Annotated in this window: 19 protein-coding genes; 9 read left to right on the top strand and 10 right to left on the bottom strand. The window is 66.8% G+C overall.

From position 1 onward, the window contains the following. Positions 1 to 5 precede the first annotated feature (5 nt). Both FQS62_RS13450 and FQS62_RS13445 read left to right on the top strand, forming a co-directional pair. A complete protein-coding gene (locus FQS62_RS13450) occupies positions 6 to 842 on the top strand; it encodes an OmpA family protein (RefSeq protein ID WP_049448114.1) in 837 nt (278 codons plus the stop codon). A 121-nt stretch (positions 843 to 963) separates the two neighbouring features. After that, positions 964 to 1,254 (top strand): DUF6959 family protein, encoded by a 291-nt coding sequence (locus FQS62_RS13445; RefSeq protein ID WP_019659952.1) that lies wholly within the window; start codon positions 964 to 966, stop codon positions 1,252 to 1,254. An 82-nt stretch (positions 1,255 to 1,336) separates the two neighbouring features. On the opposite strand, the gene FQS62_RS13440 is transcribed toward FQS62_RS13445, so the two are convergent. After that, positions 1,337 to 2,164: a class I SAM-dependent methyltransferase gene (locus tag FQS62_RS13440; RefSeq protein ID WP_208043182.1), complete on the bottom strand. Its 828-nt coding sequence runs from the start codon at positions 2,162 to 2,164 to the stop codon at positions 1,337 to 1,339. A gap of 63 nt (positions 2,165 to 2,227) precedes the next feature. On the opposite strand from FQS62_RS13440, the gene FQS62_RS13435 reads away from it, so the two are divergent. Further along, positions 2,228 to 2,635 (top strand): MerR family transcriptional regulator, encoded by a 408-nt coding sequence (locus FQS62_RS13435; protein WP_088480824.1) that lies wholly within the window; start codon positions 2,228 to 2,230, stop codon positions 2,633 to 2,635. Positions 2,636 to 2,650: 15 nt separating this feature from the next. Here the strand turns inward: FQS62_RS13435 and FQS62_RS13430 are convergent, their stop codons facing one another. The 3 genes from FQS62_RS13430 to FQS62_RS13420 form a co-directional block, all read right to left on the bottom strand. Then, positions 2,651 to 3,367, bottom strand: a complete 717-nt coding sequence (locus FQS62_RS13430) for an MgtC/SapB family protein (protein ID WP_010485159.1) — start codon at positions 3,365 to 3,367, stop codon at positions 2,651 to 2,653. A 101-nt stretch (positions 3,368 to 3,468) separates the two neighbouring features. Then, positions 3,469 to 5,241 (bottom strand): chloride channel protein, encoded by a 1,773-nt coding sequence (locus FQS62_RS13425; RefSeq protein WP_049448151.1) that lies wholly within the window; start codon positions 5,239 to 5,241, stop codon positions 3,469 to 3,471. A 62-nt stretch (positions 5,242 to 5,303) separates the two neighbouring features. Next, the gene (locus tag FQS62_RS13420) at positions 5,304 to 7,385 is read right to left on the bottom strand and encodes a TonB-dependent receptor family protein (RefSeq protein ID WP_208043181.1); all 2,082 of its coding nucleotides are present in this window, start codon (positions 7,383 to 7,385) and stop codon (positions 5,304 to 5,306) included. Between the two features lie 131 nt (positions 7,386 to 7,516). On the opposite strand from FQS62_RS13420, the gene FQS62_RS13415 reads away from it, so the two are divergent. Next, positions 7,517 to 8,437, top strand: coding sequence for a M14 family metallopeptidase (locus FQS62_RS13415; RefSeq protein ID WP_208043180.1), 921 nt, complete (start codon positions 7,517 to 7,519; stop codon positions 8,435 to 8,437). A 74-nt stretch (positions 8,438 to 8,511) separates the two neighbouring features. Here the strand turns inward: FQS62_RS13415 and FQS62_RS13410 are convergent, their stop codons facing one another. Next, entirely contained in the window at positions 8,512 to 9,363 is an 852-nt protein-coding gene (locus FQS62_RS13410; protein WP_208043179.1) for a LysR family transcriptional regulator, read from the bottom strand. Positions 9,364 to 9,523: 160 nt separating this feature from the next. Here FQS62_RS13410 and FQS62_RS13405 point away from each other — a divergent pair, with 160 nt between their 5' ends. Next, positions 9,524 to 9,877 carry an SMR family transporter gene (locus tag FQS62_RS13405; RefSeq protein WP_208043178.1) on the top strand — a complete coding sequence of 118 codons (354 nt, stop codon included), beginning with the start codon at positions 9,524 to 9,526 and terminating at the stop codon, positions 9,875 to 9,877. Further along, on the top strand, positions 9,877 to 10,200 hold the full coding sequence (locus FQS62_RS13400) for a DMT family transporter (RefSeq protein WP_164158213.1): 324 nt from the start codon (positions 9,877 to 9,879) through the stop codon (positions 10,198 to 10,200). The genes FQS62_RS13405 and FQS62_RS13400 overlap by 1 nt, the downstream gene beginning before the upstream one ends. Before the next feature lie 212 nt (positions 10,201 to 10,412). Here FQS62_RS13400 and FQS62_RS13395 read toward each other — a convergent pair whose 3' ends face one another. The 3 genes from FQS62_RS13395 to FQS62_RS13385 form a co-directional block, all read right to left on the bottom strand. Beyond that, positions 10,413 to 13,361: a TonB-dependent receptor gene (locus tag FQS62_RS13395; protein WP_208043177.1), complete on the bottom strand. Its 2,949-nt coding sequence runs from the start codon at positions 13,359 to 13,361 to the stop codon at positions 10,413 to 10,415. Between the two features lie 69 nt (positions 13,362 to 13,430). Then, the gene (locus FQS62_RS13390; RefSeq protein WP_208043176.1) at positions 13,431 to 14,375 is read right to left on the bottom strand and encodes a FecR family protein; all 945 of its coding nucleotides are present in this window, start codon (positions 14,373 to 14,375) and stop codon (positions 13,431 to 13,433) included. Beyond that, on the bottom strand, positions 14,372 to 14,890 hold the full coding sequence (locus FQS62_RS13385; RefSeq protein ID WP_107379750.1) for a sigma-70 family RNA polymerase sigma factor: 519 nt from the start codon (positions 14,888 to 14,890) through the stop codon (positions 14,372 to 14,374). Before FQS62_RS13385 ends, FQS62_RS13390 begins: the two co-directional genes overlap by 4 nt. A gap of 152 nt (positions 14,891 to 15,042) precedes the next feature. Here FQS62_RS13385 and FQS62_RS13380 point away from each other — a divergent pair, with 152 nt between their 5' ends. Together FQS62_RS13380 and betT are read left to right on the top strand one after the other, a co-directional pair. Beyond that, the gene (locus FQS62_RS13380) at positions 15,043 to 15,423 is read left to right on the top strand and encodes a VOC family protein (protein ID WP_099589194.1); all 381 of its coding nucleotides are present in this window, start codon (positions 15,043 to 15,045) and stop codon (positions 15,421 to 15,423) included. Between the two features lie 196 nt (positions 15,424 to 15,619). Next, a complete protein-coding gene (gene betT / locus FQS62_RS13375; protein ID WP_208043175.1) occupies positions 15,620 to 17,599 on the top strand; it encodes a choline BCCT transporter BetT in 1,980 nt (659 codons plus the stop codon). Between the two features lie 107 nt (positions 17,600 to 17,706). Here betT and FQS62_RS13370 read toward each other — a convergent pair whose 3' ends face one another. Beyond that, positions 17,707 to 20,334: a TonB-dependent receptor gene (locus FQS62_RS13370; RefSeq protein WP_208043959.1), complete on the bottom strand. Its 2,628-nt coding sequence runs from the start codon at positions 20,332 to 20,334 to the stop codon at positions 17,707 to 17,709. Between the two features lie 231 nt (positions 20,335 to 20,565). After that, positions 20,566 to 21,543, bottom strand: coding sequence for a zinc-binding dehydrogenase (locus tag FQS62_RS13365; protein ID WP_208044149.1), 978 nt, complete (start codon positions 21,541 to 21,543; stop codon positions 20,566 to 20,568). Positions 21,544 to 21,974: 431 nt separating this feature from the next. On the opposite strand from FQS62_RS13365, the gene FQS62_RS13360 reads away from it, so the two are divergent. Continuing rightward, on the top strand, positions 21,975 to 24,338 hold the full coding sequence (locus FQS62_RS13360; protein WP_208044148.1) for a ribonucleoside-diphosphate reductase subunit alpha: 2,364 nt from the start codon (positions 21,975 to 21,977) through the stop codon (positions 24,336 to 24,338). Positions 24,339 to 24,367: the final 29 nt, after the last annotated feature.

Below are 24,367 nucleotides of genomic sequence, written 5' to 3'. Positions count from 1 at the left end.
ATGACATGAAACTGCATCGCATCGCCCGTAGCGGCCAGATGGCCGCCATGCTGGGCCTGGTCCTGGGGATGGGACTGCTGGCCGCCTGCCGCAGCCATGCGCCGGCCGCCGAGGGTCCTGCCGAAGCCACCGCCGTGCACTTCCCGGAGGCCTCCAAGGCTTCGCTGAAGGAAGGCATCTATCCTGACGTCGCCGACCTGCGCCGCTTCGCGCCGGGCATGACCAAGCGCCAGCTGTACACGCTGCTGGGTACGCCGCATTTCAATGAAGGCATGTGGGGCGTGCGCGAGTGGAACTACCTGTTCAACTTCCGCACCGCACAGGGCGCGGAGTACTTCACCTGCCAGTTCCAGGTCCGCTTCGACAGCAAGGGCGTCGCCCAGGGGGGCTACTGGAAGCCGGAATCGTGCGCGGCGGTGATCGAACCGCCACGGCCACCGGCGCCACCGGCACCGGCACCGTTGCCGGAGCAGCCGCTGCGATTGTCCGCCGATGCGTTGTTCGGCTTCGACAGTGCGGTACTCAGCGCTGAAGGCCAGCAGGCGGTGCAGGGCATCCTGGCGCAGGTACGCGAGGCCGCGCAGGTGCAGTCGATCCGGGTGACCGGGTACACCGACCGTATCGGCAGTGCCAGCTACAACCAGACCCTGTCGCAGCGACGTGCCGAGGCCGTGCGCAGCGCGCTGGTGCAGGGCGGGGTGCCTGCGGCCAGCATCAGTGCAGAAGGGCGTGGTGCAGCGGAGCCGGTCGTGCAGTGCGAGCAGCGCAATCGGCGCGAGCTGATCGCCTGCCTGGCGCCGAACCGTCGCGTGCAGATCGCCGGAATGGCCCAGCCGCGCTGAGAGTCCCGCACCGGGGCCATGCCCCGGTATCCCGAGTCCCCCCTGACCGTCGGCAGGACGTGGTTACGTCTCCCCCGTTGACCACGCCTGCCGGCGGCTCAGGTTTTCCATGGTGCACGCGATGAACGCCCAATTCCTGCCTCTTTCCATGAAGACGGAAACCACACTGAGTGTGTACGGTCAGCTCGGTAATCATGCCGTGGTACGCATTCCCGGGCGGCGCCTGCCGGGGTTGATCCTGCAGGCCGATACCGTGGCCGGGTTCCTGGCCCAGCTGCAGGAAGCCCAGGCCTGCCTGCGCAGCGGCCGCGCGCAGCGCACCGATGCCGAGCTGGACATGCTGATCGACGTGCTGCAGCAGTGGTATGCGCTGATCGAATCGCGCCTGGCCGACGCTGGCGAGGCGCTGTAGAGGAAAAAGGGGACGGAGGGGATTAAGTCGTTCTTGCCCCGGCTGTGCCGGAAACGACTTAATCCCCTCCGTCCCCTTTTTTCTAGGCGCGGGCGCGCAACAGCCAGCAGGCGGCATCCACGCGGACGCGGTCGCCTTCGATGAATGGGTTGAATGCCGCCAGCGCCGTGTTGCGGAGCGAGGTGGCCCGTTCTTCGGGCAGGTTGCGCAGCGCCAAGCCAAGTGGGCCCAGCTGTCCCACGTAGGTCGGCAGCGCATCGCGGGCAATCGAACACGGCAGGTCCACCGCAATCGTCTCCACCTGCGTCCAGCCAGCGGCCTGCAACAGGCGCTGCACGTGCTGGCCATCGGCAAAGGCGAACTGGCCGGGTGCTCCTGGCGCACGCGGGGGAAGATCGAGTTCATCGCCAATGGCGCGCTCGGCCGTCGTCATAAACGGGTTCTCCGCTGCGCTGCGCCAAGCGATGAAACGCAGGCCGGCACCGGGCCGCGCGGCGCGGTGCAGGTTGCCGAAGGCGGCCTCGGTATCCTCGAAGAACATCACGCCCAAACGAGATTGGATCCAGTCGAAGTGTGCGGGTGGCAGCGGATGCTGTTGTGCGTCGGCGACGATGAAGTCTGCGTCCAGTCCTGCCGCCTCGGCACGCTGATGGGCCATCGCCAGCATCGGCGCGGAGATGTCCAGGCCGGTGCAGTGCGCGGCAGGGCGAGCCGCTGCGGCGGCAAGCAGGCTGGCGCCGGTACCGCAGCCGATATCCAGCAGCTGCGTGACGGTCTGTGGAAGCTCGGCCACCAGCAGGTCGGCCATGGGCTGGAACAGGCCGTCGAGAATGGCCTGCTGCGCGACCCAGATCTGGCCGCCAGGGCCGTTCCACAGGGTGTTCTGATCAACGGGGGGTGTGCTGGTCATGGTCTTGCCTTGCGGGGAAGTCGCCCATAGGTTGGCGCTTGAAGGTCACTTGAGGTCAAGCCCGTGCGTGAACTGGATATCGGCGAGGTGGTCAAGCGCAGTGGCGTGCCGGCCTCGACCCTGCGTTACTACGAACAATTGGGCTTGTTGCAGGCCCTGGGCCGTCGCGGCCTGCGCCGGCAGTACGACGAGCAGGTGCTGGAACGGCTGGCGCTGATCGGTCTTGGCCAGGCGGCCGGGCTGTCACTGCAGCAGATCGGGGCATCGCTGCCGCCGCAGCATGGATGCATCTCGCTGGACCGCAAGGCGCTGCTGGCACAGGCTGATGTGCTGCAGCGGCAGATCACCCAGCTGCAGCGGGTGCGCCGGCACCTGCAACGCGCGGCGGCCTGCCCGGAAGCGCAGGATGCGCGGCAGTGCGGTTCATTCCAGAAACTGTTGCGCGCGCAGCAGCGCATGGCGGGTAGGTGAGTTGCTGGTGCCCGTTCAATCGCGGGTACTGACTTCCCAGGTGGCATGCAGCACGCCCGGCACATGCTCCATCCGCGCCAGCACCACGTCCAGCTCATCGGCACTCACGGCGGTACTGACGAGCACCGCGATCACATCGGTGGGCGCATCGGCATGCTCGACCAACTGCACATCACCAACCGGATACTGCGCCGCCTCCAGCGCATCGACCAACCGCTCGCGCACCCGCGGCACCGCTTCGGCATCCACGCTCAGACGCACTTCGTAGGTGGCTTCGGTCGCCGCCTCGTTGATCGGGATGCGGTTGATTGCATTCACCAGCGGCCGCAGCAGGGTATTGCCGGCGATGATCAGTACGGTCAGCAGCACGCCTTCGGCCAGCATGTCCGCGCCGGTGCAGCTGCCCACCGCTGCCGAGCACCACAGGGTGGCGGCGGTGTTCAGGCCGCGCACGTTCATGCCTTCCTTCATGATCACGCCGGCGCCGAGGAAGCCGACCCCGGAGACCACGTAGGAGATCACCCGCACTGCCTCGGCGCTGCCGGCGATGCGCATGCCCAGGTCGACGAAGGCAGCGGCGCCGACTGCCACCAGCACGTTGGTGCGCAGGCCGGCCGTGCGTTGCCGGTACTGGCGCTCGGCGCCGATCAGCGTGCCCAGCACGAAGGCGGCCAGCAGGCTGACCACGGTGTCGGCGAAGGGGCCGGCCTGGAAGGTTTCAATGAAACGCATGGCCGGAGTCTATCGCGTCGAAGTGACAAGAGATCCACACCATGCGTGAATTTCAAAAGTGTCAGAAACGACTTAATCCCCTCCGTCCCCTTTTTTCGGGGTCAGTCGGTGTCGTCGACGCGCTCGCCCATCAGTTCGCGCTGGCGTTTGTCCAGTTCCTCGGCGTAGCGCTTGCGTACGAAAGCTTCGGAAACCACGCCCAGTACCTGGCCGTCGGCGGCGACCACGGCCAGTTCGTCGGCCTGGGTCTGGTCGAAGCGCTGCATCACGCTGACCACGTCCGCGGCTGGTGACAGCGACACGTCCCGGTTCCCGGCCAGCTCGCCGATCATGGTTTCCGGCTTCACGCCGTCGCCGTAGACGCGTGGAATCTGCACGATGCCGGCGTAGTGGCCCTCGCTGTCGATCAGGATCACCCGGCTGCCCGAGCCCAGCGGGAAGCGCTGGCGGAACGCGGCGGCATCGAGATCGGCCGGGGCGGTGGCCACGCCTTTGCGCATCAGCCGACCGGCGTTGAGGTTCTGCACCCAGCCCACGTCGCGGGCACTCTTGATGGTCTCGCCGCGCAGGTGCATGCGCCAGGTCGAGAACGAATAACCAAACCACTGCCGCACCAGCGTGCTGGACACCAGCACCGCGCTCATCACCACGCTGGTCAGCAGGAAGTCGTGGGTACCTTCCAGCACCAGCATGGCCATGGTCATCGGCGCACCGACCACCGCCGCGGCCAGCGCCGCCATCCCGGCCAGTGCGGCCGAGGTGGCGTCGATCACCGGCACGCCGGTGGCCATGGCCAGCAGGCCGGCGAACAACGCACCGACCAGGGTGCCCATGAACAGCGAGGCGAAGAACAGGCCGCCCCGGAAGCCGAAGCCCAACGAGATGCCCGAGGCCAGGCACTTCAGGGTCAGCAGGCCGCCGATCCAGATAAGCGGCAGATGCGTGGTCAGGTCCAGGTGCAGCGCGCCATGTCCGGACGACAGCACCTGCGGGCTGGCCAGGGCCAGCGGAATCAGCAGCAGGCCGCCCACCACCGGCCGTCCCCACAGCGGCAGCGGACTGCGCTTGACCGTGCCTTCGATGGACGCGATCAAGCGCATGATGACAATACCGACCATCGCGCAGCAGCAGCCGAGCAGGCCGTAGATGGCGTAGTCCGCTGCACGCACGTCGATGGTCGAGGCGGCAGGCAGCAGATAGGCCTCGATGCCGGCCTGGTCGGCCACGAACGCGCCGGCCAGTGCGGCAACCGCCACCGGCGCCAGTGCGGCCGGGGTGTAGGCGCCAATGACGATTTCGAAGGCATAGAACGCACCAGCCAGGGGCGCACCGAAGGCGGCGGCGATGGCACCGGCGGCGCCGGCGCCGACCAGGATGCGCACGTCGTTGCGGCGCAGGCGCATCACCCGGCCCAGCTGCGAACCGCTGCCGGCACCCATCTGCGTATAGGAAGCCTCCAGCCCGACCGAGGCACCGCAACCATTGGACAGCAGGGTCTGTGTCAGAACGATAAGGTTGTCGCGCATCGACATACGGCCGCCATGCAGGGCATTGGCTTCCACCGCATCAAGCAGGGGGCGCTTGAGCCGGGTCGCGGCCAGGCTGACCAGCCCGACCAGCAGGCCACCCAGCGGCAGCACCAGCAACGCAGTCCAGGTCAGCGAGGGCAGGGAGCTCAGGCGCATGCCTTCATCCAGCCCGTACAGGGTGCCCTGCAGCCAGCGTGCGATGCCGGACTGCAGCAGGGTCAGGTAGCCGGCGATCAGGCCGACCAGCAGCGCAAGTGCGATGAACCAGAGGTCGCTGCCGCGCAGTCTCAGGCGCAGGCCCTGGAAGGCCAGATGCAGGCGCGATGGCAAAGCAGACGGTGACATGGTGGCGGCATGATACGCCGCCACCGTGATCGCCACCGTCACTGCATCGGGCGATTACCGCTTCAGAAGCGGTAGCGGCCCTGCACGTAGAACGTGCGCGGCGCGGCTGCCATGCGGCCGGCGTTGCCATCGACGTTGCGGGTATACCAGCGCTTGTCGGCCAGGTTGTTCACGCCCAGCGCGATCTCGCTGTCACCCAGCCCGGGCACCTGCCAGGCCACCTGCGCGTTCCACAGGCGCACGCCCGGCACGCGGCCCACGCGCGCATCGGCGGTTTCTTCCCAGGTGTTGGCGGCATCGGAGAACTGACCGCTCTGGTGGGTGCTGGAGACATTGAACGTCCAGCCGGCCAGGGCGTAGCGGGCGCCGACGCTGTCGGTGTCGCGCGAGTGGAAGGGCACGTCCAGGCCGCGGTTGTCACCGGACTGCTGGATCGCCTTGGTCCAGGTGTAGTTGGCGTACAGCTCCAGCCCGGCCAGTGCGCTGTCCTCGGCGAAGCGGTACTCCAGCGCGCTCTCCACACCCTTGTGGTCGGTGGCACCAATGTTCTGGAAGGTGGGCGGGGTGATACCCGGCACCTGCAGGATCTGGTTGTCGAAGCGCATCTTGAACACGGTCACTTCCGCGCGCAGTGCGCCGTCCTGCCAGCGCGCGCCCAGTTCGGCGGTCTTTGCCACCTCCGGGTTCAGCGGATTGCGGGCGGTCTGCGAGTTCAGCTGGATGTTCTGCACCGGCCCGAACGACGTGGTGTAGTTGCCGAACACGGTCAGCTGCGGCGTCAGCAGGTAGGCGACGTTGAGCGAGGGCAGGGCCTTGTCGTTGCGGCTGCTGAAGGTCGCCGTGCCCCCGGCCTGGCGGCGGTCCATATCGATCCACTCCATGCGCACGCCCGGAGTGATCCGCCATTGGCCGATCGCGATGCGGTCGTCGATGTAGAACGCATGGGCATCGGTGGCGTTGTCAAAGCGGGTGGTGGCACTGGCCACGCCGGTGCGGCGGGTGACGGTGTAGCTGCGGTCGTTGCCGCGCTCGCGCAGGAAGCGGTAGCCGGCGGTGATGTCGTGCACGCTGGCGCCCCAGTGCAGGCGCTGGGTGTAGCGCGGCTCGATGCCTAGCACGCGGTAGTCGCGCGGCTGCACGGTCAGCTGGGTATTGGCGGCATTGATCAGCGAGCTGGCACGGGTGCTCTCGTTGTAATAGGCCAGCACCTCGAACTCGCTGTTGGCCGACAGCGTGTTGGTGTAGCCCAGGTCGATGCCGGTGCGGTGGCCCTTCCAGAAATCGGTCGGCCGGGTGTTCTGGAACGGATCGGCCTCGTACTGGGCGCGGGTCAGGCCGCCCGGCGTCAGCGAGCGCACATCGTAGTAGGACAGTTTGGCGCGCAGTTCCTGGTGCGCATCGATGGCGTAGGCGAACTTCAGCGCAAGGTCGTTGAAGCGATCATCGCTGCCCTGTCGCCAGCCGCGGCCATCCTGGCCGGAGTAGAGCAGGGCGGCGCCCAGCCCGTTGTCGCCGGTACCGCCGAGGAAGGCGTTGTACTGGGTGCTGTCACCGCCGCCATGGTCGTAGGCGGTGTAGCGCACGCCCGCTTCGCCGTGCAGGCCTGCCTCGGTGGGAATGGCGCGGGTGCTGAAGTTGATGATGCCGCCCACGTTCTGCGGGCCGTAGCGCACCGCGCCGCCGCCGCGCACCACGTCGATCGACTCGATGTTGGACAGGCTGGTCGGCGCGAACGACAGCTGCGGCTGGCCGTACGGCGCCACGGCCAGCGGCACGCCATCGAGCAGCACGGTCGAGCGCGGCGAGTAGCGGCCGGTGAGGCCACGCACGCCGATGTTCAGCGACACCGAACTGCCGGCGGTGCCGGAGTTGTCGGTGACCTGCACGCCGGGGATGCGGCGCATGGCATCACCGATGCTGGCCGCGCCGCTGGCCTCGATGCGCTGGCGGTCGACCACGGTACGTGCGCCGGCGAAGCTCTTCACGCTGTCATGCAGGCCGGTGCCGAGCCAGCTGCCGGAAACCTGGATGCTGTCCAGCGTGGTGGCGCCGTCCTGGGCGAAGGCGGTAGCGGCCGGGAGCAGGCACAGGGCAAGGGCGGTGGCCAGCGGCAGGCGGGCCGGTTGCAGGGCAGGGATGGGCATCGGTGCGGGTTGTGGAAGGTCGTAAATGAGAATTATTGCTGATTCCATTCGCCAATGGAATGCGCTACCGGTTCATGCGGATGCCCCGGTGGTAGAGTGGGCGATTGCTTCCTGACTCGCTGAGATCCGCCATGTCCAACGCCGCCTTCTACCCCGTCGGAACCCCTGGCCAGCCGTGGGGAGCGGCGGAACGGGAGGCGTGGCGCGGTCGCCAGCAGCGCCTGCGTCGCTACGACGAGGAGGTGCTGCCGCGCATCGAGGCGCTGGCCTCGCGCTTCGACAAGGTGGCCTACGGGCAGCTCGACTACGCCGGCGAGACCTACACCCTGTTCGCCCTGCGCAGCCGCGACTGGAACCCGGCGTTGCCGGCCGCGCTGGTCACCGGTGGTGTGCACGGCTACGAAACCAGCGGCGTGATGGGCGCACTGGAGTTCCTTGAGAAGCACGCCGCCGACTATGCCGGCAAGGCCAACCTGCTGGTGGCGCCGTGCGTGAACCCGTGGGGTTTCGAGCGCATCAACCGCTGGAACTTCGATGCGATCGATCCGAACCGCAATTTCCGCGCCGATGGTCCGGCACGCGAATCGACCGCTGTCATCGAGCTGATCGCGCCTTACCAGGGACAGTTCGTGCTGCATATCGACCTGCACGAAACCACCGACAGCGACGAGAGCGAGTTCCGCCCGGCGCTGGCCGCACGTGACGGCAAGCCGTTCGAGCCGGGCCTGATTCCGGATGGCTTCTATCTGGTGGACGACAGCGAGAACCCGCAACCGGCCTTCCAGCAGGCGGTGATTGCCGAGGTGGAGAAGGTCACCCACATCGCCCCGGCCGACGACACGGGCGAGATCATCGGTTCGCCGGTGGTCGCCCATGGCGTGATCGAGTACCCGCTGGTGAAGCTGGGCCTGTGTGCCGGCATCACCGGTGCGACCTACACCACCACCACCGAGGTCTACCCGGACAGCCCGCGCGCCACCCCGCAGCAGTGCAACGACGCCCAGGTCGCAGCGGTGTGTTCGGCGCTGGATTACGCGTTGGCCCATCGTTGATGAAAAAGGGGACGGAGGGGATTAAGTCGTTTGTGCCACAAACAACTTAATCCCCTCCGTCCCCTTTTTTCGGTTCATCCAAGCGCGTCGGCCCACCACAGTGCGGCCGGTCCCGGCGGCGTGTCGCGGCGCCACAGCAGGTCGCTGTGGATGCGCCGCGGCCAGCCGGGCAGCACCAGCTCCACCAGCCGCCCACGGTCATAGCGCTGCACCAGTGCCCGCGGCAGTTCGGCCCAGCCGATGCCGTCCTCGGCCATCTCCATCACCATCAGGTAGTCGGTGGCGGTCCAGGCCAGGCCGGTGACCAAGCGGGATTGATCGACTTCCGCACTCAACCGCACCTGCCGATGCCGCGCCAGTTGTGCGGCGGCGCGACGTCCGGCGCGGGCCAGCGGGTGTTCGCGAGCCACGTACACCGATAGTTCGCTGTGGTGGGCCAGCGGTCGGGCGACCAGCCCATCGGGATAGCGCTCCTGCCTGGGCAGCAGGCCCAGTCCGGCGCGACCACTGCCGACCAGCTCCAGTACGTCCTCGCCCTCGGCATCCAGCCATTCCAGTTCGATCTCCGGGAACGCCTCGGCGAAGCGCTGCAGGATCCGCTGCCCGGGATCGAGCTGGTAGACATCGGAAAACACCACGGTCAGGCGCGACTCGACCGGTGCGGCCAGGCGCACGCTCAACTGTTGCAGGCGCGCATCGGCGGCCAGGATCTCCTGCGCGTGCCCAAGTACCTGGCGCCCGGCCTCGGTCAGCTGCGGGTAGCGCCCACTGCGATCGAACAGGCTCACGCCCAGGTCGGCCTCCAGGTGGGCAATGGCGGTGCTGACCGTCGACTGCGTTTTGCGCAACCGCCGTGCCGCGGCCGAAAACGAGCCCAGCGCGGCGGCTTCCACGAAGGCCTGCAGGGATTCAGGGGAGTAGGGCATTGATCCATCGCTCCTGTCGATGGAATCCATTTTGATACCACCGTAAAAGGCGATGATACTGGTCGCCATCGCCCCTGTCTGCGGGGCACTCCGGACCCTCCACGCATCGCGTGGATCTATTGAAAAGGCGGCGCGGTCCCCGCCCTGCAAGGAGCTTCACATGTCCCGTACTGTCCCCGCCCGTGGCGCGCTGGTCGCCTGGGCCTGCCTGACCGTGGCGATCGTCGCCGAAGTGGTCGGCACCTCGTTCATGGCCCATGCCGCCCGCGATGGCGGCTGGACCGGTTATCTGATCATGGCCGGCGCGCTGGCGCTGTCCTACTTCTTCCTGGCGCAGTCGGTGGGCCGCATCGCCGTGGGCGTGGCCTACGCAGTGTGGGAAGGCCTGGGCCTGACCCTGCTGACCGTGGTCGGCCTCACCGTCTTTGGTGAAAGCCTGTCGCTGCAGCAGCTGGTCGGCCTGGTACTGGCGGTGGTCGGCATCGTCTGCGTCACTCTCGGGGAGGCGCACTGATGAATACCCTGGCCCTGCTTTTCGTGATCTGTTCGGCACTGATCGATGTCGCCGCCAACATGATGGTCGCCAAGTCGGAAGGTTTCCGTCGTTGGCGCTGGGGTGTCGGTGCGATCATCCTGGTCTGGATCGCCTTCGCCCTGCTGGGCCAGGCCGTGCGTTACATGGATCTGGCCACCGCCTATGCAATGTGGGGAGCGATCGGCGTGATCGGTACCGCCACCTGCGGCCGCCTGCTGTTCGGCAACCGCCTGCGCCCGATCGGCTGGGTCGGCATCGGTCTGGTCACTGTTGCGGTGCTGCTGCTGAGTACTGCGAAGTAACGCGTCGCCGTGCCAACCAAGGTTGGCACCTACCAGTGCTCAGTCGCCGTGCCAACCAAGGTTGGCACCTACCAGTGCTCAGTCGCTGTGCCAACCAAGGTTGGCACCTACCGGCGCTAAGCCAACCAGGGTTGGCACCTGCCAGAGCGTGAGCCGCCGCAGGCAAGCGCCCCGGGGAGGATTTCTCCGGGGCGCTGCCGCATCCGCAGAGCTTAGAAACGTGCGGTGAAGTTCAGCCGCGTGGTGCGGCCCGGGCCGGGCATCAGGCTCATCGCCAGCGTGTCCATGTAGTAGGTGTTGCGCAGGTTGCTGACCACCAGTTCCACTTCGCTGCGCGGGGTGAACTGCCAGCGTGCATAGAAGTCGTAGATGGCGGTCGGCAGGTAGATGTTCTGCAGGCCGGTCGAGCCGGTGGTGTTCCAAGGCTTGTCGAGTTCATGGGTGGGGCCGCTGTTGTAGGTGCGTCGGATGCCGGTATCCAGGCGGCGATCGAACAGACGGAAGCCCAGCGTGCTGTGGATCGAGTACTTCGGCGGGTTCTGCGCGTTGACGAACGAGGTGCCAAAGCCGCCGTCCACGCAGTCCGGCGTGGTGTCCAGCTTGCTCCACTTTGCATATGGGTCGTCGCGCAGGCGCTTGGCGGTGGCCGCGTCGCAGGTGCGTGCGCGCTGGTAGTAGCTGGCCGACAGGTCCAGGTAGGCGATGCCGGCGTCATAGCCGGACTGCAGCTCGTAACCGGACACCGTGTAGTTGTCGACGTTGTCGACGTAGAAGGCCCAGTTGCTGGAATCGAAGCGACGGGTGATGGCGTTGTCGATATCGTTCTTGAACCAGGCCACCTTGAACGCCAGGCGATCACCGTCACGCCACAGGTCCTGCTTGAGCAGGCTGAAGCCGATGTCCCAGGAACGGTTCTTCTCCGGCTTCAGGTCGGCCACCGGGGCCGAGGTGCTGTTGCCCAGCGTCGACTCGAACAGGCTGGGCATCTTCCAGCCCTGCGCATACTTCACGTAGAAGAACATGTCCGCGTCGACGTTGAAGCGCGCTTCTGCATAGGGCGCAACGCCGTGGCCCGAGCGACGGATCGCCGGCTTGTAGCCCCAGGCGGTGGGAATCTGCTTGGTGTAGAAGCCGTTGGCACCGCGCGGGTCACGGATGAAGCCGTCGAAGTCGTAGGTCTGGCCCAGCGTGCTGTCGCCATAGGGCGTGGCGCGCAGCGAGTCATACGTATAGTTGCCCTGTGCATCCGGGTACCACTCCTTGTACCAGCCTGGCAGCAGCTGGCCGCCCTTGCTCAGGCGCGCGAAGGTATAGCGCAGGTCGCGCGATTCACTGACGAAGGCCACGCGGTTGCGGTCGCGGGTGCGGTAGTCGATGAAGCGGCCGCCGGCCGTCAGCGACAGCCAGTCCCACGGCTGCCATTGCAACGATGCCACCGCGCTGGCCTCGCGGCGCGTGCCCGAGCGCAGGTAGCGGTTGTTGTTGTAGTCCACCGGCAGCACCGGCGAGTTCGGTGCGGTGTCTTCGTGCTGCAAGGACGCGCCATAGCGCAGCGTCCAGGCGCCCAGCGTATTGCTGAAACGCGTGGTGTTGCTGCTGTCCACGCCCCAGCGCCGGGTCTTCACGTCCGACTGCAGGCCGGGGCCGTAGGTCTCACCCAGCGTGTCGGGCATCTGGTCGTTGGGCACGTCCTTGAACAGCGGCGTGTTGGCGATGTTGCTGTTGAACATGCGGCTGGTGGCGGTGGTGAACCACAGCGTGCTGCTCAGGTCCAGCCACGGGTGCGCCTCGGGGCGGTAACGATGGCGCAGCGAGGTAGCGTTGACCCGCATCTTGCCGGGTTCGAACTGGAACATGGTGTTGGCCTTGTCCACGTAGGTCACCCATTCGTTGGACTCACCCACGCGTCCGATCGCCGACGGCATGATCTCGCCGAAACTCGAATTGAAGTAGCGGTGGCTAAGCTCCAGGCGCTGGTCGGGGTTGGGTGTCCAGGTGAATTTCAGCAACGCCGATTCGTTGTCGGTATGCGTGTTGAGCACTTCATCGCCCGGATGGAAGAGCTTGGACACCGCCTGGCCGGACATGCCGGTGCCGCCGCTGGACAGGTGCTGGTTGTCATAGCGATGCGCACCGTTGCTGCCGGCGAAGAAGTTGCCTTGGCGGCGCCGCGCATAGGCCACGACCAGCTGCCAGTCTTCGCCGCGCTGGGCGAAGGCCGCGCTGCCATTCCAGTCGCGCGGGTCGCGCAGGCTGTTGCGGTTGTCGCTGCCACGCGCGATCTGCTTGAAGGTGCGGGTGCGGTCGATGCTGTTGTCGGCCACGCCGCCGCGCACGCGCAGGCCCCAGGTCTGGCCATCATCGAGGATGTCATCGACGTTTAATGTTTCCATGTAGACCACGCCGCCGATCGCGCTGGCGGCGTTGGCGGCGAGGCTTGGCCCCTTCTCGATGCTGATCGCGCTGATCAGGTCCGGGTCGAGGTAGCTGCGCTGCTGCACGCCGGCGTAGCCGCGATAAACATCGATGGCCTGCTGGCCGCCGTCGATGATCACCGGCACCCGGTTCTGGCCCTGCAGGCCACGGATGTTGACGTCCAGCGCACCGCCGTTGCGGACGTCAGCGGTGTGTACGCCCACCGCACTGGCAAGCACGTCGCCGATCGACTGGCCGCGGAAGCGTTCCAGCTGCTGGCGGTCCAGATGCACGCGCGAGCCGCTGTCGCGGTAGACCGCATCTGCATCGGCGAGCCCCCACGGCGAAGCGCCTTCACTGGCCTGGCCGGCCACGCGCAGGGTGCCGATCTGGCGTACGCCGGCTTCAGCGGCAGGCGCCGCCTGCAGCACCACGCCGCTGGCATCACGCTGGAAGGCCAGGCCGGTGCCGGCCAGCATCTGCGCCAATGCGGCGTCCGTGCCGAGCGTGGCCTGCACGCCTTTGCTGTGGCGGCCGCGGGTCAGGCGCGCATCGGCAGCGATGGACAGGCCCGACTGCTGGCCGAATGCGGTCAGGGCCTGGTCGAGCGGGCCAGCCGGGATCTGCCAGCGAATGGCGGCCGCAGTGTCCTGTGCATGGGCGGCGGCCGGCAGCAGGCACGGGGAGGCCAGGGCCAGGCACAGCGCGATGGTCAGGGGGCGAGGGGAGGGGCAGGGCAGTTTCATGGGGGCGGCAACATCCGCAATGGGTTCCCTTGTATTGCCCGGTGAGCGCACAGAAAGGGAACCGCGATTTCAAAGCGGACGCACGACGGTCCACCACGGCCAGCGCTGCTCGATGCGGATCGGCAGGGCGCGGGCCAACAGTTGCAGTGCCTGCATGCTGTCGAGTCGCGGCAGCACCGCCGTGGCTTTCAATGCAGCAAGCGCCGGATCACAACCGAGATAGCCCTGATGGTGACGGGCCAGCTCATCGATGATCCGTATCATGGGTGTGTCCTGCACCTGCAGGCGTCCCTCCTGCCAGTCACCGCGCAACGGATCCGCAGCCACCGGGGAGAGTCCACCCATCGGGCCGATCTGCACCGCACCGCCGACGGGCACGTCCAACGATGGGCCGAACAGCGGCAGGCAGCGCACGGCACCTTCAAATACATCCAAGCGGCTGCCCTGCGCCTCGCGACCGACCGCGAAGCGGGTGCCGATCGGCTGCAGGCGTGCGCCCGGCACATGCACGCTCAAGGGCATGTCGGCGAAGGCGGGGTGATGGCCGGTCTGCAGCAGCATTTCGCCACGCAGCAGATGCAGGGCGCGGCGGTCGCTGCCGATGTCGATCGTGACTTCACTGTCGGCGTTGAGCCACAGCTGGCTGCCGTCTGCCAGTATCCAGTGCCCGGTATGTCCGGCGGCGGTGCGTTGTGTCTGCAGGCCACGTTGTGCCTGCAGGCCATGCAGGCCCAGCAGCGAGACCGCGCCGATGCCAAGTGCACCTCCGAGGCCGCGCAGAGCCTGCCGGCGGCGACGGCCTGCGGCATCCAGCGCCGTTGCTGCCGCCGGTGCCGACAGCGGGGCGAACGATTGCCAGACCGCCTCGACCCGTCGCCAGGCATCGGCGTGACCAGCATCGGCCTGCAGCCAGACGTGCCAGCGCCGCTGGTCGCCGTCGCTCCAGCCCTGTTGGCGCAGCGCGAACCATTCGGCTGCCTGTTCCAGCGCCGGGCTGGCCAATGCCACACTCATGCCGCCGCGTCGCCGGACAGGCGCAGGCAGTGCAGCATGGCCTGCGCCATGTACTTCTTGACCATGCGTTCGGACACGCCGAGCTGCACGCCGATCTCCGCATAGCCCAGGCCGGACAGCCGCGCCAGCAGGAAGGCACGCCGTGGCCGCTCGGCCAGGCCGGACAACATGTCGGCGATGGCATGCAGCAGCTGCAGCGCCTGCGTGCGCTCCTCTGCCGAGGGATGCACCGGCTCCGGTTGTGCGGCCAGTGCGGCCAGATAGGCGCGTTCCAGGTCCGCGCGCTGCCAGTGATTGACCAGCAGGGCGTGCGCGATGGTGCTGAGATAGGCGCGCGGCAGGCGCAATCCGGTCGGGTCGACGCGACGGCTGAGCAGGCGCAGGAAGGTGTCCTGGGTCAGGTCTGCGGCGCAGTCGGCGTCATGGGTGCGGCGGCGCAGCCAGCCCAGCAGCCAGCCATGGTGTTCGCGGTAGAACCCCGCCAGCGCGGTGCTGGAGGTGGCGGGCACGGCCATCGGTATCGGTCATTAATGAGAATGATTCGCATTATAGTGTGATCGGGCGGCGCACGACAAATTCCTCGGCAGTTGGCAGCGGACACGGGCGGAGGATTTGCGATGCCTGCAGCGCTCGCCGACACTGCGCTCTTCTCACAAGGAGTGCCCGCATGTTCAGCCACATCACCGTTGGAACGAACGACATGGACGTCGCGCATCGCTTCTACGATGCGTTGTTCGGCGCCTTGGGCGCACGTCCGGGCGTCTTCGATGACAAGGGCCGGCTGGTGTACTTCAAGGATGGCCGCATGTTCATCGTCACAGCACCGATCGACGGTCAGCCCGCATGCCATGCCAACGGCGGCACGATTGGTTTCACCCTCGACAGCGCCGAGGCCGTGCGTGGCTGGCAGGACGCCGGTGTCGCCCACGGTGGCACCGCCATCGAAGATCCGGCCGGGATCCGCAGCATGGCCGGGCGCCAGCTGTTCCTGGCCTACCTGCGCGACCCGGACGGCAACAAGCTGTGCGCGGTGCATGTGATGTCGTGATTGGACAGTACGCGCGCGGCTGCGATCAATGTGGCCCGCGCGGTGCCGGCAGGCGCAGGCACGCAGCAGCGCGCGCGTGATAACACGGAATCGCGGGATGGCCCTGTGACCGCAGGGCGCAACTTCATGCTCTGTCCACTGCGGTTCAGCCAGAATCGGCCGGCTAACCCTTTGATCTACCGGAGAACGCCGCCCCATGGATGTACTGGAGCCGCAACAATCCCCGGTGCGCACCCTTCGGCCTGTGTTCGCCTTCGCGGCGATCGTTGTCGTGGCGTTCGCGCTGTTCGTCAGCCTGTTCCCGCTGGGCGCAGGCCGCCTGCTGCTGAAGGCGCAGGACTGGGCCGCACTGAATGTCGGCTGGTACTACCTGCTGGCCATGACCCTGTACCTGGTGTTCGTGGTCGGCGTGGCGCTGTCCAAGTACGGTGGCATCAAGCTCGGTGCCGACCATGACGAACCGGAGTTCAGTTACCTCTCCTGGGCCGGCATGCTGTTCGCCGCCGGCATCAGCATCACCCTGTTCTTCTTCTGCGTTTCCGAGCCGCTGACCCACTACCTGCAACCGCCGCAGGGCGATGCGGCCGCGGGCGAGGCTGGTGCGCGCCAGGCCATGCAGCTGCTGTTCCTGCACTGGGGCCTGCATGGTTGGGGCGTGTTCGCGCTGGCGGCGATGGCGATGGCCTACTTCGCCTACCGCCACAACCTGCCACTGGCCCTGCGCTCGGCGCTGTATCCGCTGATCGGAAAGCGCATCAACGGGCCGATCGGTTACACCGTGGACGCGCTGGGCATTGTCGCCACCGTGTTCGGCATCGGTGCCGACATGGGCTTCGGCGTGCTGCACCTCAACGCCGGCCTGTCGCACCTGTTCAACATCCCGCACTCCAACCTGGTGCAGATCATCCTGGTGGTCGCCATGATGGGCGCAGCGGTGGCGGTGGCCGTTTCCGGGGTGGAAAAGGGCGTGCGCTGGATGGCCAACATCAACATGCTGCTGGCGATCGCGCTGGTGCTGTTCATGCTGTGCGCGGGGCCCACCCAGTACCTGCTCAGCACGCTGATGCAGAACCTGGGCGACTACCTCGGTAGCGTGGTGGGCAAGAGTTTCGATGTGTACGCCTATGGCGGCCGTCCCGAATGGCTGGGCGGCTGGACGGTGTTCTACTGGGCCTGGTGGATCGGCTGGGCGCCGTTCGTCGGCCTGTTCATCGCCCGCATCTCGCGTGGCCGCACCATCCGCGAGTTCGTGTTCGGCGTGCTGCTGATTCCGCTGGGCTTCACCCTGGCCTGGCTGTCGATCTTCGGCAACAGTGCTCTGGACCAGGTGCTGCACCACGGCCAGCAGCAGTTGGCACAGCTGGCAGTGGATGATCCACCGACGGTGCTGTATGCACTGCTCGATGGCTATCCGTGGAGCCGCACGGTGATCGCGGTGACGGTGCTGGTCAGCTTCATCTTCTTCGTGACCTCGGCTGATTCGGGGGCAGTGGTGTTGTCCACGCTGTCCTCGCACGGCGGTGCGCCGGAGGATGATGGTCCGCGTTGGCTTCGCGTGTTCTGGGGCACGGTGATCGCGGTGCTGACCGCCGGGTTGCTGCTGGCCGGCAGCATCGATGCGCTCAAATCGGCGGTGGTGCTGGCGTCGCTGCCGTTCTCGGCGGTGCTGCTGCTGATGATGTGGGGGCTGACCCGCGCCTTCAGTGACGAATCGCACCGCAAGCGCGCGCTGCAGTACCGGCCATCGCCGCTGATCGGTGACGACCGCCACCACCAGGGCTGGCGCCAGCGCCTGAGCCAGGCGATGCATTTCCCGGTGCGCGACCAGGTCTACCGCTTCATGGACGACACGGTGAAGCCGGCGATGGAGGCGGTGGCCGAACAGCTGCGCGGCCAGGGCTGGGACGTGTCCACGCGCTTCGAGGCCGGCGACATGGAGCTGACGGTGAATCACGGCGAGCAGCAGGACTTCCTGTACAGGGTGATCCTGAGCGGCTACCTGACCCCGTCGTTCGCCGCACAGCAGTTGCGCAACCAGCGTTACTACCGCGCTGAAGTGCATCTGTTCGAAGGCAGCCAGGACTACGACCTGGTGGGCTACAGCCGCAAGCAGATCATCAATGACATCATCAGCCAGTACGAACGGCACCTGCAGTTCCTGCACCTGAGCCGGTGATGCGGTGGGTGCGGACCGTTGGTCCGCACCCCCTGTAGAGCCGAGCCCGCGCTCGGCTCCTCGGTGTCGGAAGAGCAGCCGAGCATGGCTCGGCTCTACAGTGGCAATCAGAACCTGTAACGAGCGCCCAGCGAGACGAACTGTCCGCGCAGGTTGTACTGGCTGATGTCGAAACCGTTGGAGCCACCGGCCGGGTCGAACGGCGGATCCTTGTCGGTCAGGTTCAGCACCGACAGCGACAGCGTAGTGTTGGCAATGCCTTCGTAGGCCACATACAGGTCCAGTTGGTGATACGGCTTGATGCGGTCACGCAGGCCGGGGTTGCTGGTCGCCGTGGCCACGCGCTGGTCGTAGCCGCTCACGTACTGCAGGCTCAGCGTGCTGCTCCAGTCGCCCACCGCCCAGTTCAGCGACGTGGTGCCACGGGTGCGCGGCAGTGCGCCGTGGCGGTTGTTGCCGGCCCCTTCATACGGTGCCTGACCGGCCACCAGCGGCTGCTTGAAGCTGAGCAGATGGGTCCAGCTGCCGGCCACGGTGAAGTTGCCCCAGCCGTCGGTGCGGAAGGTGCGGTTGGCTTCCAGGTCCAGGCCCGAGGTAGTCAGCTCGCCCTGGTTGGCATACTGGTTGGTGATGAACTGGATGCGCCCCTGTGCATCACGTTGCACGCGGCCGGGGAACAGCGTCGGGTTGTCGACGATGAACTGCGCGCTGTCCGGCTTGACCAGGTTGTCCTGCTCGATGCGGTACCAGTCCAGGCCGATGCTGGTATCGCCATCGGGCGACCACACCGCGCCCACGTTGAAGTTGCGCGAGCGTTCGGCCTTCAGGTCCGGATTGCCGGTGCGGATGTTGGTCACGCCACGGCTGCCACCGGGCTGCAATGGATCCAACGGATCGATCACCGAGCCGTAGCTGACGGTCTGGCCCGGCGCGATCTCCGGCAGCGACGGTGCACGGAAGCCACGCGAGAACGAACCACGCAGCAGCAGGCTGTCCAGCGGCTGCCAGCGCAGCGCTACCTTCGGCGAGAACGCCTTGCCGAAGTCGTCATAGTGGTCGCCACGACCGGCCACCTGCAGCTCCAGCGTGCGGTGCAGCGGCACGCTCAGTTCCGCATAGGCGGCGCTGACCTGGCGCTCGCCGTTGACCACGTTGATGGCCGGGCGCAGTTCGGTGCCCGACAGCACCTGCGCGCTGGTGCGCGCATCCAGTGATTCCTTGCGGAACTCCGCACCCCAGGCAAAGCCGACCGTACCGGCTGGCATCTCCCACAGCGAGGTCGAGGCCTTCAGGTTCAACGAGTGCAGCTTGTACCAGCCTGGCCGCTTGGTCTGCAGGCGCAGTGCATCCAGCGCGCCCGGCGTGGCGGACGGGTTGAGGAAGTTGTAACTGCCATCGCGCAGGATCTGTTCGAACGCGTAGCGGTTGACGAAATTGTCGACGTATTCTCGCTGCGCGCTCTGCGAAGTCAGCGCCGCCACTTCCCAGTCCCAGCGCTCGCCACTGCCGCGCACGCCGGCCAGGGCACGGTAGAACACCTGGGTGTTGTCCTTCAGGCGCGGGCCGATGTCGAAGAAGGTGTACTCGAACGGCAATGGCGTGCTGCCCGGGTTGTTCGGGTGGCCGACCGGCAGCACCGCCGGCACGTCGATCAGGGTGCCGGTGGCCGGGTTGTAGGCACGCAGGCCCGGGCCGACGGTCAGCGGCGCGCTGAAGATCTGGTCGGCCTTGTTGTGGCTGTACAGCACGTCGGCGAACGCCTCGACGTTGTCATTGAAGCGGTAGGTTGCACTCAACGACGCCTGCAGGCGCTCGGCGCCGGGCTGCAGGGTCTTGAACGGCTGCGCGTTGAAGGCGCAGGCCTGGCCGGGCAGGGTGCTGCCGAAATCGCTGTACGGGCGCAGCTGGCTGCCATCCGGGCAGTTGGCGAACGGTTGCGGCGCGCGCGGGTTGGACAGCCAGTTGCCACCGGCAGTGGACCAGCCGGCCAGGCGGCCACCGGGCTTGTCGCGGAAATCGCCGCTGCGGGTGTAGGCACGCTGGTCGGCGTCGAGGCGATCACGCTTGAGCAGGTCCAGCCCGAACAGCACGTTCCAGCCCTGCTGTTCGAGGTCACCGAAGCCGGCCAGCAGGCTGGCCTTGCGTTCGTCGAGACCGCCCTGGGTGGCGGTACCGAGGCCGCCGCCCACTTCCACGCCCTGGAAGTTCTTTCGCAGGATGATATTGATGACGCCGGCGATGGCGTCGGAACCGTACACCGCCGAGGCACCATCCTTCAGCACTTCGATGCGCTCGACCGCGCTGATCGGCAGCGCATTGAGGTCGACGAAGGTGTCCTGGGTGTTGAGCGCGAAGCCGAAGTTGGACACGCGGTAGCCGTTGACCAGCACCAGCGTGTTCTTCGGCGACAGGCCACGCAGGCCGATCGAAGCCGAGCCCGCGGCAAAGCTGCCGGTGTACTGCTCGTCGAAGCTGTTGCCGGCATTGGCCGACAGGTTGCGCAGCACGTCGGTGAGGGTGGCGCGGCCGGTCTGCTCGATCTGCTCTCGGCTGACGATCTGCACCGGATTCGGCCCGGCAGTGTCGCTGCGCTTGATGTTGGAGCCGGTCACCAGTACGGTGCCGAGAGTGGTGCTGTCCTTGCCGGTATCGGCCGATTCAGCGGCGCCGGCAGCGCCGGCGGTGAGGCCCAGCGCAATGGCGCCGGCAAGCAGGTTCAGGGTGGTGCGGTACATGGAAGCGACAACGCCGAACGGGGGAGGAGCCGTCAGTACCGCACGCAGGCACATGCGCCTTCCAATGACGAAAGCGCATTCAGTTATACATCACAGGTTCTTAACGAACCGGCTCGGTGGGTGCGGACCGTTGGTCCGCACGCCCCTGTAGAGCCGAGCCTACGCTCGGCTCCACACACTGGCCGGAAAGCAGCCGAGCATGGCTCGGCTACAGAACGCAATGTCAGACGATCACGGCCGCAGCAGCACCTTGCCGTTACGACCCGAACCCGCACCGGCCTTCGCTGCCTGGGCGATATCGTCCAGTGCGAAGATCTGCTCCACCGGCAGCGTCAGCTCGCCGCCAGCCGCACGCTTCAGCAGTTCGCCAACCAGCCGGCGCTTGTCCTCCACCGCCATCGCCTGGCTGACCTTGCTGCCCCAGAAGCCCTTCACCGTCGCTTCCTTGTAGATCAGGCCGCCGGCCGGGATGCGCATCGGTTCGCCGCTCATCACGCCGAACGACACCAGCGTGCCGTTGTGGCCGAGCAGGTCGACCAAGTCACCGCTGGCGTCGCCGCCGATGGAATCCACGGCGGCCGCTGCCTGTGCTTCGCCGGTCGCTTCACGAACGCGATCCTTCCAGCCGTCCACCGAGGTGTCGAACACATGATCGATACCCAGCGCCTGCAACTGTGCGACGGCATCCGCATTGCGCACCAGGTTGGCTACATGCACGCCACGCGCCCGCGCCAGCATCGCCAGCGACTTGCCCACCGCGCCGTTGGCGGTGTTCTGCACGATCCACTGGCCCGCCTCGACGTGCAGGAACTCCAGCAGCATCAGCGCGCTCAGCGGCATGGCGATCAGCTGCGCGGCCATTTCGTCGGGGATCGCCTCCGGCATCGGAATCACCATGCGTGCCGGCGCGATGAAGGCCTCGGCCCAGGTACCGTGTACCGAGGCTGCGGCGACGCGCTGGCCGATCTGCAGGCCGTCGACACCATCGCCGAGTGCATCGACCACGCCCAGCGCTTCACTGCCACCGATCGCCGGCAGGATCGGCTTGTAGCCATAGAGGCCGCGCACGGTCAGCAGATCGTGGTTGTGGATCGAGGCCAGCACGGTGCGGATGCGCACCTCGCCGGGGCCGGGCTCGGGCAGCGGCGCATCGACAATGGCAAGGACGTCGGCCGGGTTGCCGAAGGAGGGGTACTGGGCAGCGCGCATGGGCGGTGTTCCGGGGAAAGTGGATGTTGTACCGAACTGGGGACGCAGGGGCTGTCGACAAGGCGCCGCAGCTGCAACACGGCATCCTGCGACTGATCGTCGCGACATGTGCTGATTACCGCATCTTGTGTTGACGGTTCGGGATATCCCCACTATGTTGTGGCCGTCACTCCCGGTCAGCCGCCGCCGCCGGACATGCAGCAAACGTCCCGCGGCCCGCCCCTGAAGGCTTGCCGTGTCGACGCGGCCGCCATCGTGCGGACGCAGGTCGCCCCCACGGCCCGGATACCGGCCGCAGGCGCAGGCAGATGCCGACGACCTACGTTCCCGTGCCCTGGCAATCCACCCGTTCGCCCCGTGCGCCGGTATCGCGTTCAGGGCCGCCGTGGCATCGACCGCCAACGCGCGTGCGAGCCTGGAGTTTCACCACCATGACCGACAGTACCCTCCGCGTGGCCGATCTGGCCGGCGCTGGCGACGCCTTGCGCGCCGGTGGCGAGCGCGTGCCGACCTGGATCACCAAGGAGGCCGGCAACCGCCGCCTGCCGTTCGAGGCCGAGCGCCTGCAGCGCAGCATCGACGCCGTGCATGCCGAGTTCCCGCAGCTGGACGTGAGCGACTATCGCCGCGTGGTGCAGGCGATGGTCGAGCGCAAACCGAGCATCAGCGCCGACGACCTGGTCGATCTGCTGATCCGTGAGGCCGAATCGCGGGTGGACCTGGTTGCACCCGAGTGGGAACAGTTTGCCGCGCGCATCTACCTGCGCCGCCTGTACAAGCGCGCCAGCCGCAACCGCTTCTACGACGTCGGCCTGAAGTACGGTTCGTATGTGGGCCTGCAGGAAAGCCTGGCTGACCGCGGCATCTACAGCAACGACATCCTGCGCTGCTATTCGAAGGAAGAGCTGCAGCAGGCCGGCGAGATGATCGACCCGGAGCGCGACCGCCTGTTCGCCTACAACGGCCTGTACCTGCTGGCCACGCGCTATCTGGCCAGCGACCGCAGCCGCGAGGTCTACGAGCTGCCGCAGGAGCGTTGGCTGACCATCGCGCTGTACCTCATGCAGGAGGAAAAACCGCGTGAGCGGCGCATGCAGCTGGTCGGCGAGGCGTATTGGGCGCTGTCCAACCTGTACATGACGGTCGCCACACCAACGTTGGCCAATGCCGGCAAGGTGGGTGGGCAACTGTCCAGTTGCTTCATCGACACGGTGGACGACAGCCTGCAGGGCATCTATGACTCCAACACCGATATCGCCCGCGTGTCAAAGCATGGCGGCGGCGTTGGCGCCTACCTGGGCTATGTGCGCAGCAGTGGCGCACCGATCCGTGGCGTGGCCAATTCCTCTGGCGGCGTGGTGCCGTGGATCAAGCAGCTCAACAACACCGCGGTGTCGGTCGACCAGCTTGGCCAGCGCAAGGGCGCGGTGGCGGTGTACCTGGACATCTGGCACCGCGACATCGAAGCGTTCATGGACCTGCGCCTCAACAACGGCGACCAGCGCCTGCGCGCGCACGATGTGTTCACCTCGGTGTGCGTGCCCGACCTGTTCATGGAGGCGGTGGAGCGCCGCGCCGACTGGTACCTGTTCGACCCGCACGAGGTGAAGCAGGCCAAGGGCTGGTACCTGCAGGACTTCTACGACGAGAAGCGCGGCGCGGGCAGCTTCCGCGACCGCTACGCCGAACTGGTGGCCGACGAGCGCATCAGCCGCCGCACGGTGAAGGCCATCGATCTGTTCAAGCGGATCATGCTCAGCCAGCTGGAGACCGGCAACCCGTTCCTGTTCTACCGCGACGAGGTCAACCGCCGGAACCCGAACAAGCACGCGGGCATGATCTATTCCAGCAACCTGTGCACCGAGATCCTGCAGAACATGAGCCCGACGCGGATGATCCAGGAGATCGTCAGCGGCGACCAGATCGTCACCACACGCCGTGCCGGTGATTTCGTGGTCTGCAACCTGTCCTCGATCAACCTCGGCCGGGCGATCAGCGCACCGGATGACCTACTGGCCACCGATGTACTGGAGCGCCTGATCCCGATCCAGGTGCGCATGCTCGACAACGTGATCGACCTCAATGCGTTGCCGGTGCCGCAGGCCACGATCACCAACCGCAAGTACCGCGCCATCGGCCTGGGCACGTTCGGTTGGCACCACCTGCTGGCGCAGCAGGCGATCCAGTGGGAATCACCGGATGCCGAAGAACTGGCCGACCGTCTCTACGAACGCATCAACTTCCTGACCATCCAGGCCAGCGCGCAGCTGGCGAAGGAGAAGGGCAGCTACCCGATGTTCGCGGGTAGTGACTGGCACAACGGGCGTTACTTCCGTGACCGCGACTACAGCGGCGCCGCATGGGACAGCCTGGCCCACGAGGTCGCCACGCACGGCCTGCGCAACGGCTGGCTGCTGGCCGTGGCACCGAACATGAGCACCGCGCAGATTGCCGGTTCCACCGCCTCCATCGACCCGATCTACAGCGCGTTCTACTACGAGGAAAAGAAGGACTTCCGGCGGCCGGTGGCAGCGCCGGGCCTGTCGCTGGAAACCTGGCCGTACTACGAGAAGGGTGCCTACAAGGTCGACCAGTTCGCCAGCGTGCGCCAGAACGCCCGCCGCCAGCGCCATGTCGACCAGTCGATCAGCTTCAACCTGTACGTGCCCAGCACCATCCGCGCGAGCACGCTGCTGGAACTGCACCTGAGCGCCTGGCGCGAAGGCCTGAAGACCACGTACTACGTGCGCTCCAACGACATCGACATCAGCGAATGCGAGTGGTGCTCCAGCTGATTGCTTCGACTCCTGTAGAGCCGAGCCTA

It is taken from the genome of Stenotrophomonas sp. SBJS02 (assembly GCF_020428325.2).
Taxonomy (GTDB): Bacteria; Pseudomonadota; Gammaproteobacteria; order Xanthomonadales; family Xanthomonadaceae; genus Stenotrophomonas; species Stenotrophomonas africana.
This window is presented reverse-complemented; position numbering and strand designations above follow the sequence as displayed.

What these genes read in the sequence shown, in the direction of transcription:
- FQS62_RS13450 (WP_049448114.1), top strand. Translation starts at nt 6, where the DNA reads ATGAAACTGCATCGCATCGCCCGTAGCGGCCAGATGGCCGCCATGCTG.
- FQS62_RS13445 (WP_019659952.1), top strand. Translation starts at nt 964, where the DNA reads ATGAACGCCCAATTCCTGCCTCTTTCCATGAAGACGGAAACCACACTG.
- FQS62_RS13440 (WP_208043182.1), bottom strand. Translation starts at nt 2,164, where the DNA reads ATGACCAGCACACCCCCCGTTGATCAGAACACCCTGTGGAACGGCCCT.
- FQS62_RS13430 (WP_010485159.1), bottom strand. Translation starts at nt 3,367, where the DNA reads ATGCGTTTCATTGAAACCTTCCAGGCCGGCCCCTTCGCCGACACCGTG.
- FQS62_RS13425 (WP_049448151.1), bottom strand. Translation starts at nt 5,241, where the DNA reads ATGTCACCGTCTGCTTTGCCATCGCGCCTGCATCTGGCCTTCCAGGGC.
- FQS62_RS13420 (WP_208043181.1), bottom strand. Translation starts at nt 7,385, where the DNA reads ATGCCCATCCCTGCCCTGCAACCGGCCCGCCTGCCGCTGGCCACCGCC.
- FQS62_RS13415 (WP_208043180.1), top strand. Translation starts at nt 7,517, where the DNA reads ATGTCCAACGCCGCCTTCTACCCCGTCGGAACCCCTGGCCAGCCGTGG.
- FQS62_RS13410 (WP_208043179.1), bottom strand. Translation starts at nt 9,363, where the DNA reads ATGCCCTACTCCCCTGAATCCCTGCAGGCCTTCGTGGAAGCCGCCGCG.
- FQS62_RS13405 (WP_208043178.1), top strand. Translation starts at nt 9,524, where the DNA reads ATGTCCCGTACTGTCCCCGCCCGTGGCGCGCTGGTCGCCTGGGCCTGC.
- FQS62_RS13400 (WP_164158213.1), top strand. Translation starts at nt 9,877, where the DNA reads ATGAATACCCTGGCCCTGCTTTTCGTGATCTGTTCGGCACTGATCGAT.
- FQS62_RS13395 (WP_208043177.1), bottom strand. Translation starts at nt 13,361, where the DNA reads ATGAAACTGCCCTGCCCCTCCCCTCGCCCCCTGACCATCGCGCTGTGC.
- FQS62_RS13390 (WP_208043176.1), bottom strand. Translation starts at nt 14,375, where the DNA reads ATGAGTGTGGCATTGGCCAGCCCGGCGCTGGAACAGGCAGCCGAATGG.
- FQS62_RS13385 (WP_107379750.1), bottom strand. Translation starts at nt 14,890, where the DNA reads ATGGCCGTGCCCGCCACCTCCAGCACCGCGCTGGCGGGGTTCTACCGC.
- FQS62_RS13380 (WP_099589194.1), top strand. Translation starts at nt 15,043, where the DNA reads ATGTTCAGCCACATCACCGTTGGAACGAACGACATGGACGTCGCGCAT.
- betT (WP_208043175.1), top strand. Translation starts at nt 15,620, where the DNA reads ATGGATGTACTGGAGCCGCAACAATCCCCGGTGCGCACCCTTCGGCCT.
- FQS62_RS13370 (WP_208043959.1), bottom strand. Translation starts at nt 20,334, where the DNA reads ATGTACCGCACCACCCTGAACCTGCTTGCCGGCGCCATTGCGCTGGGC.
- FQS62_RS13365 (WP_208044149.1), bottom strand. Translation starts at nt 21,543, where the DNA reads ATGCGCGCTGCCCAGTACCCCTCCTTCGGCAACCCGGCCGACGTCCTT.
- FQS62_RS13360 (WP_208044148.1), top strand. Translation starts at nt 21,975, where the DNA reads ATGACCGACAGTACCCTCCGCGTGGCCGATCTGGCCGGCGCTGGCGAC.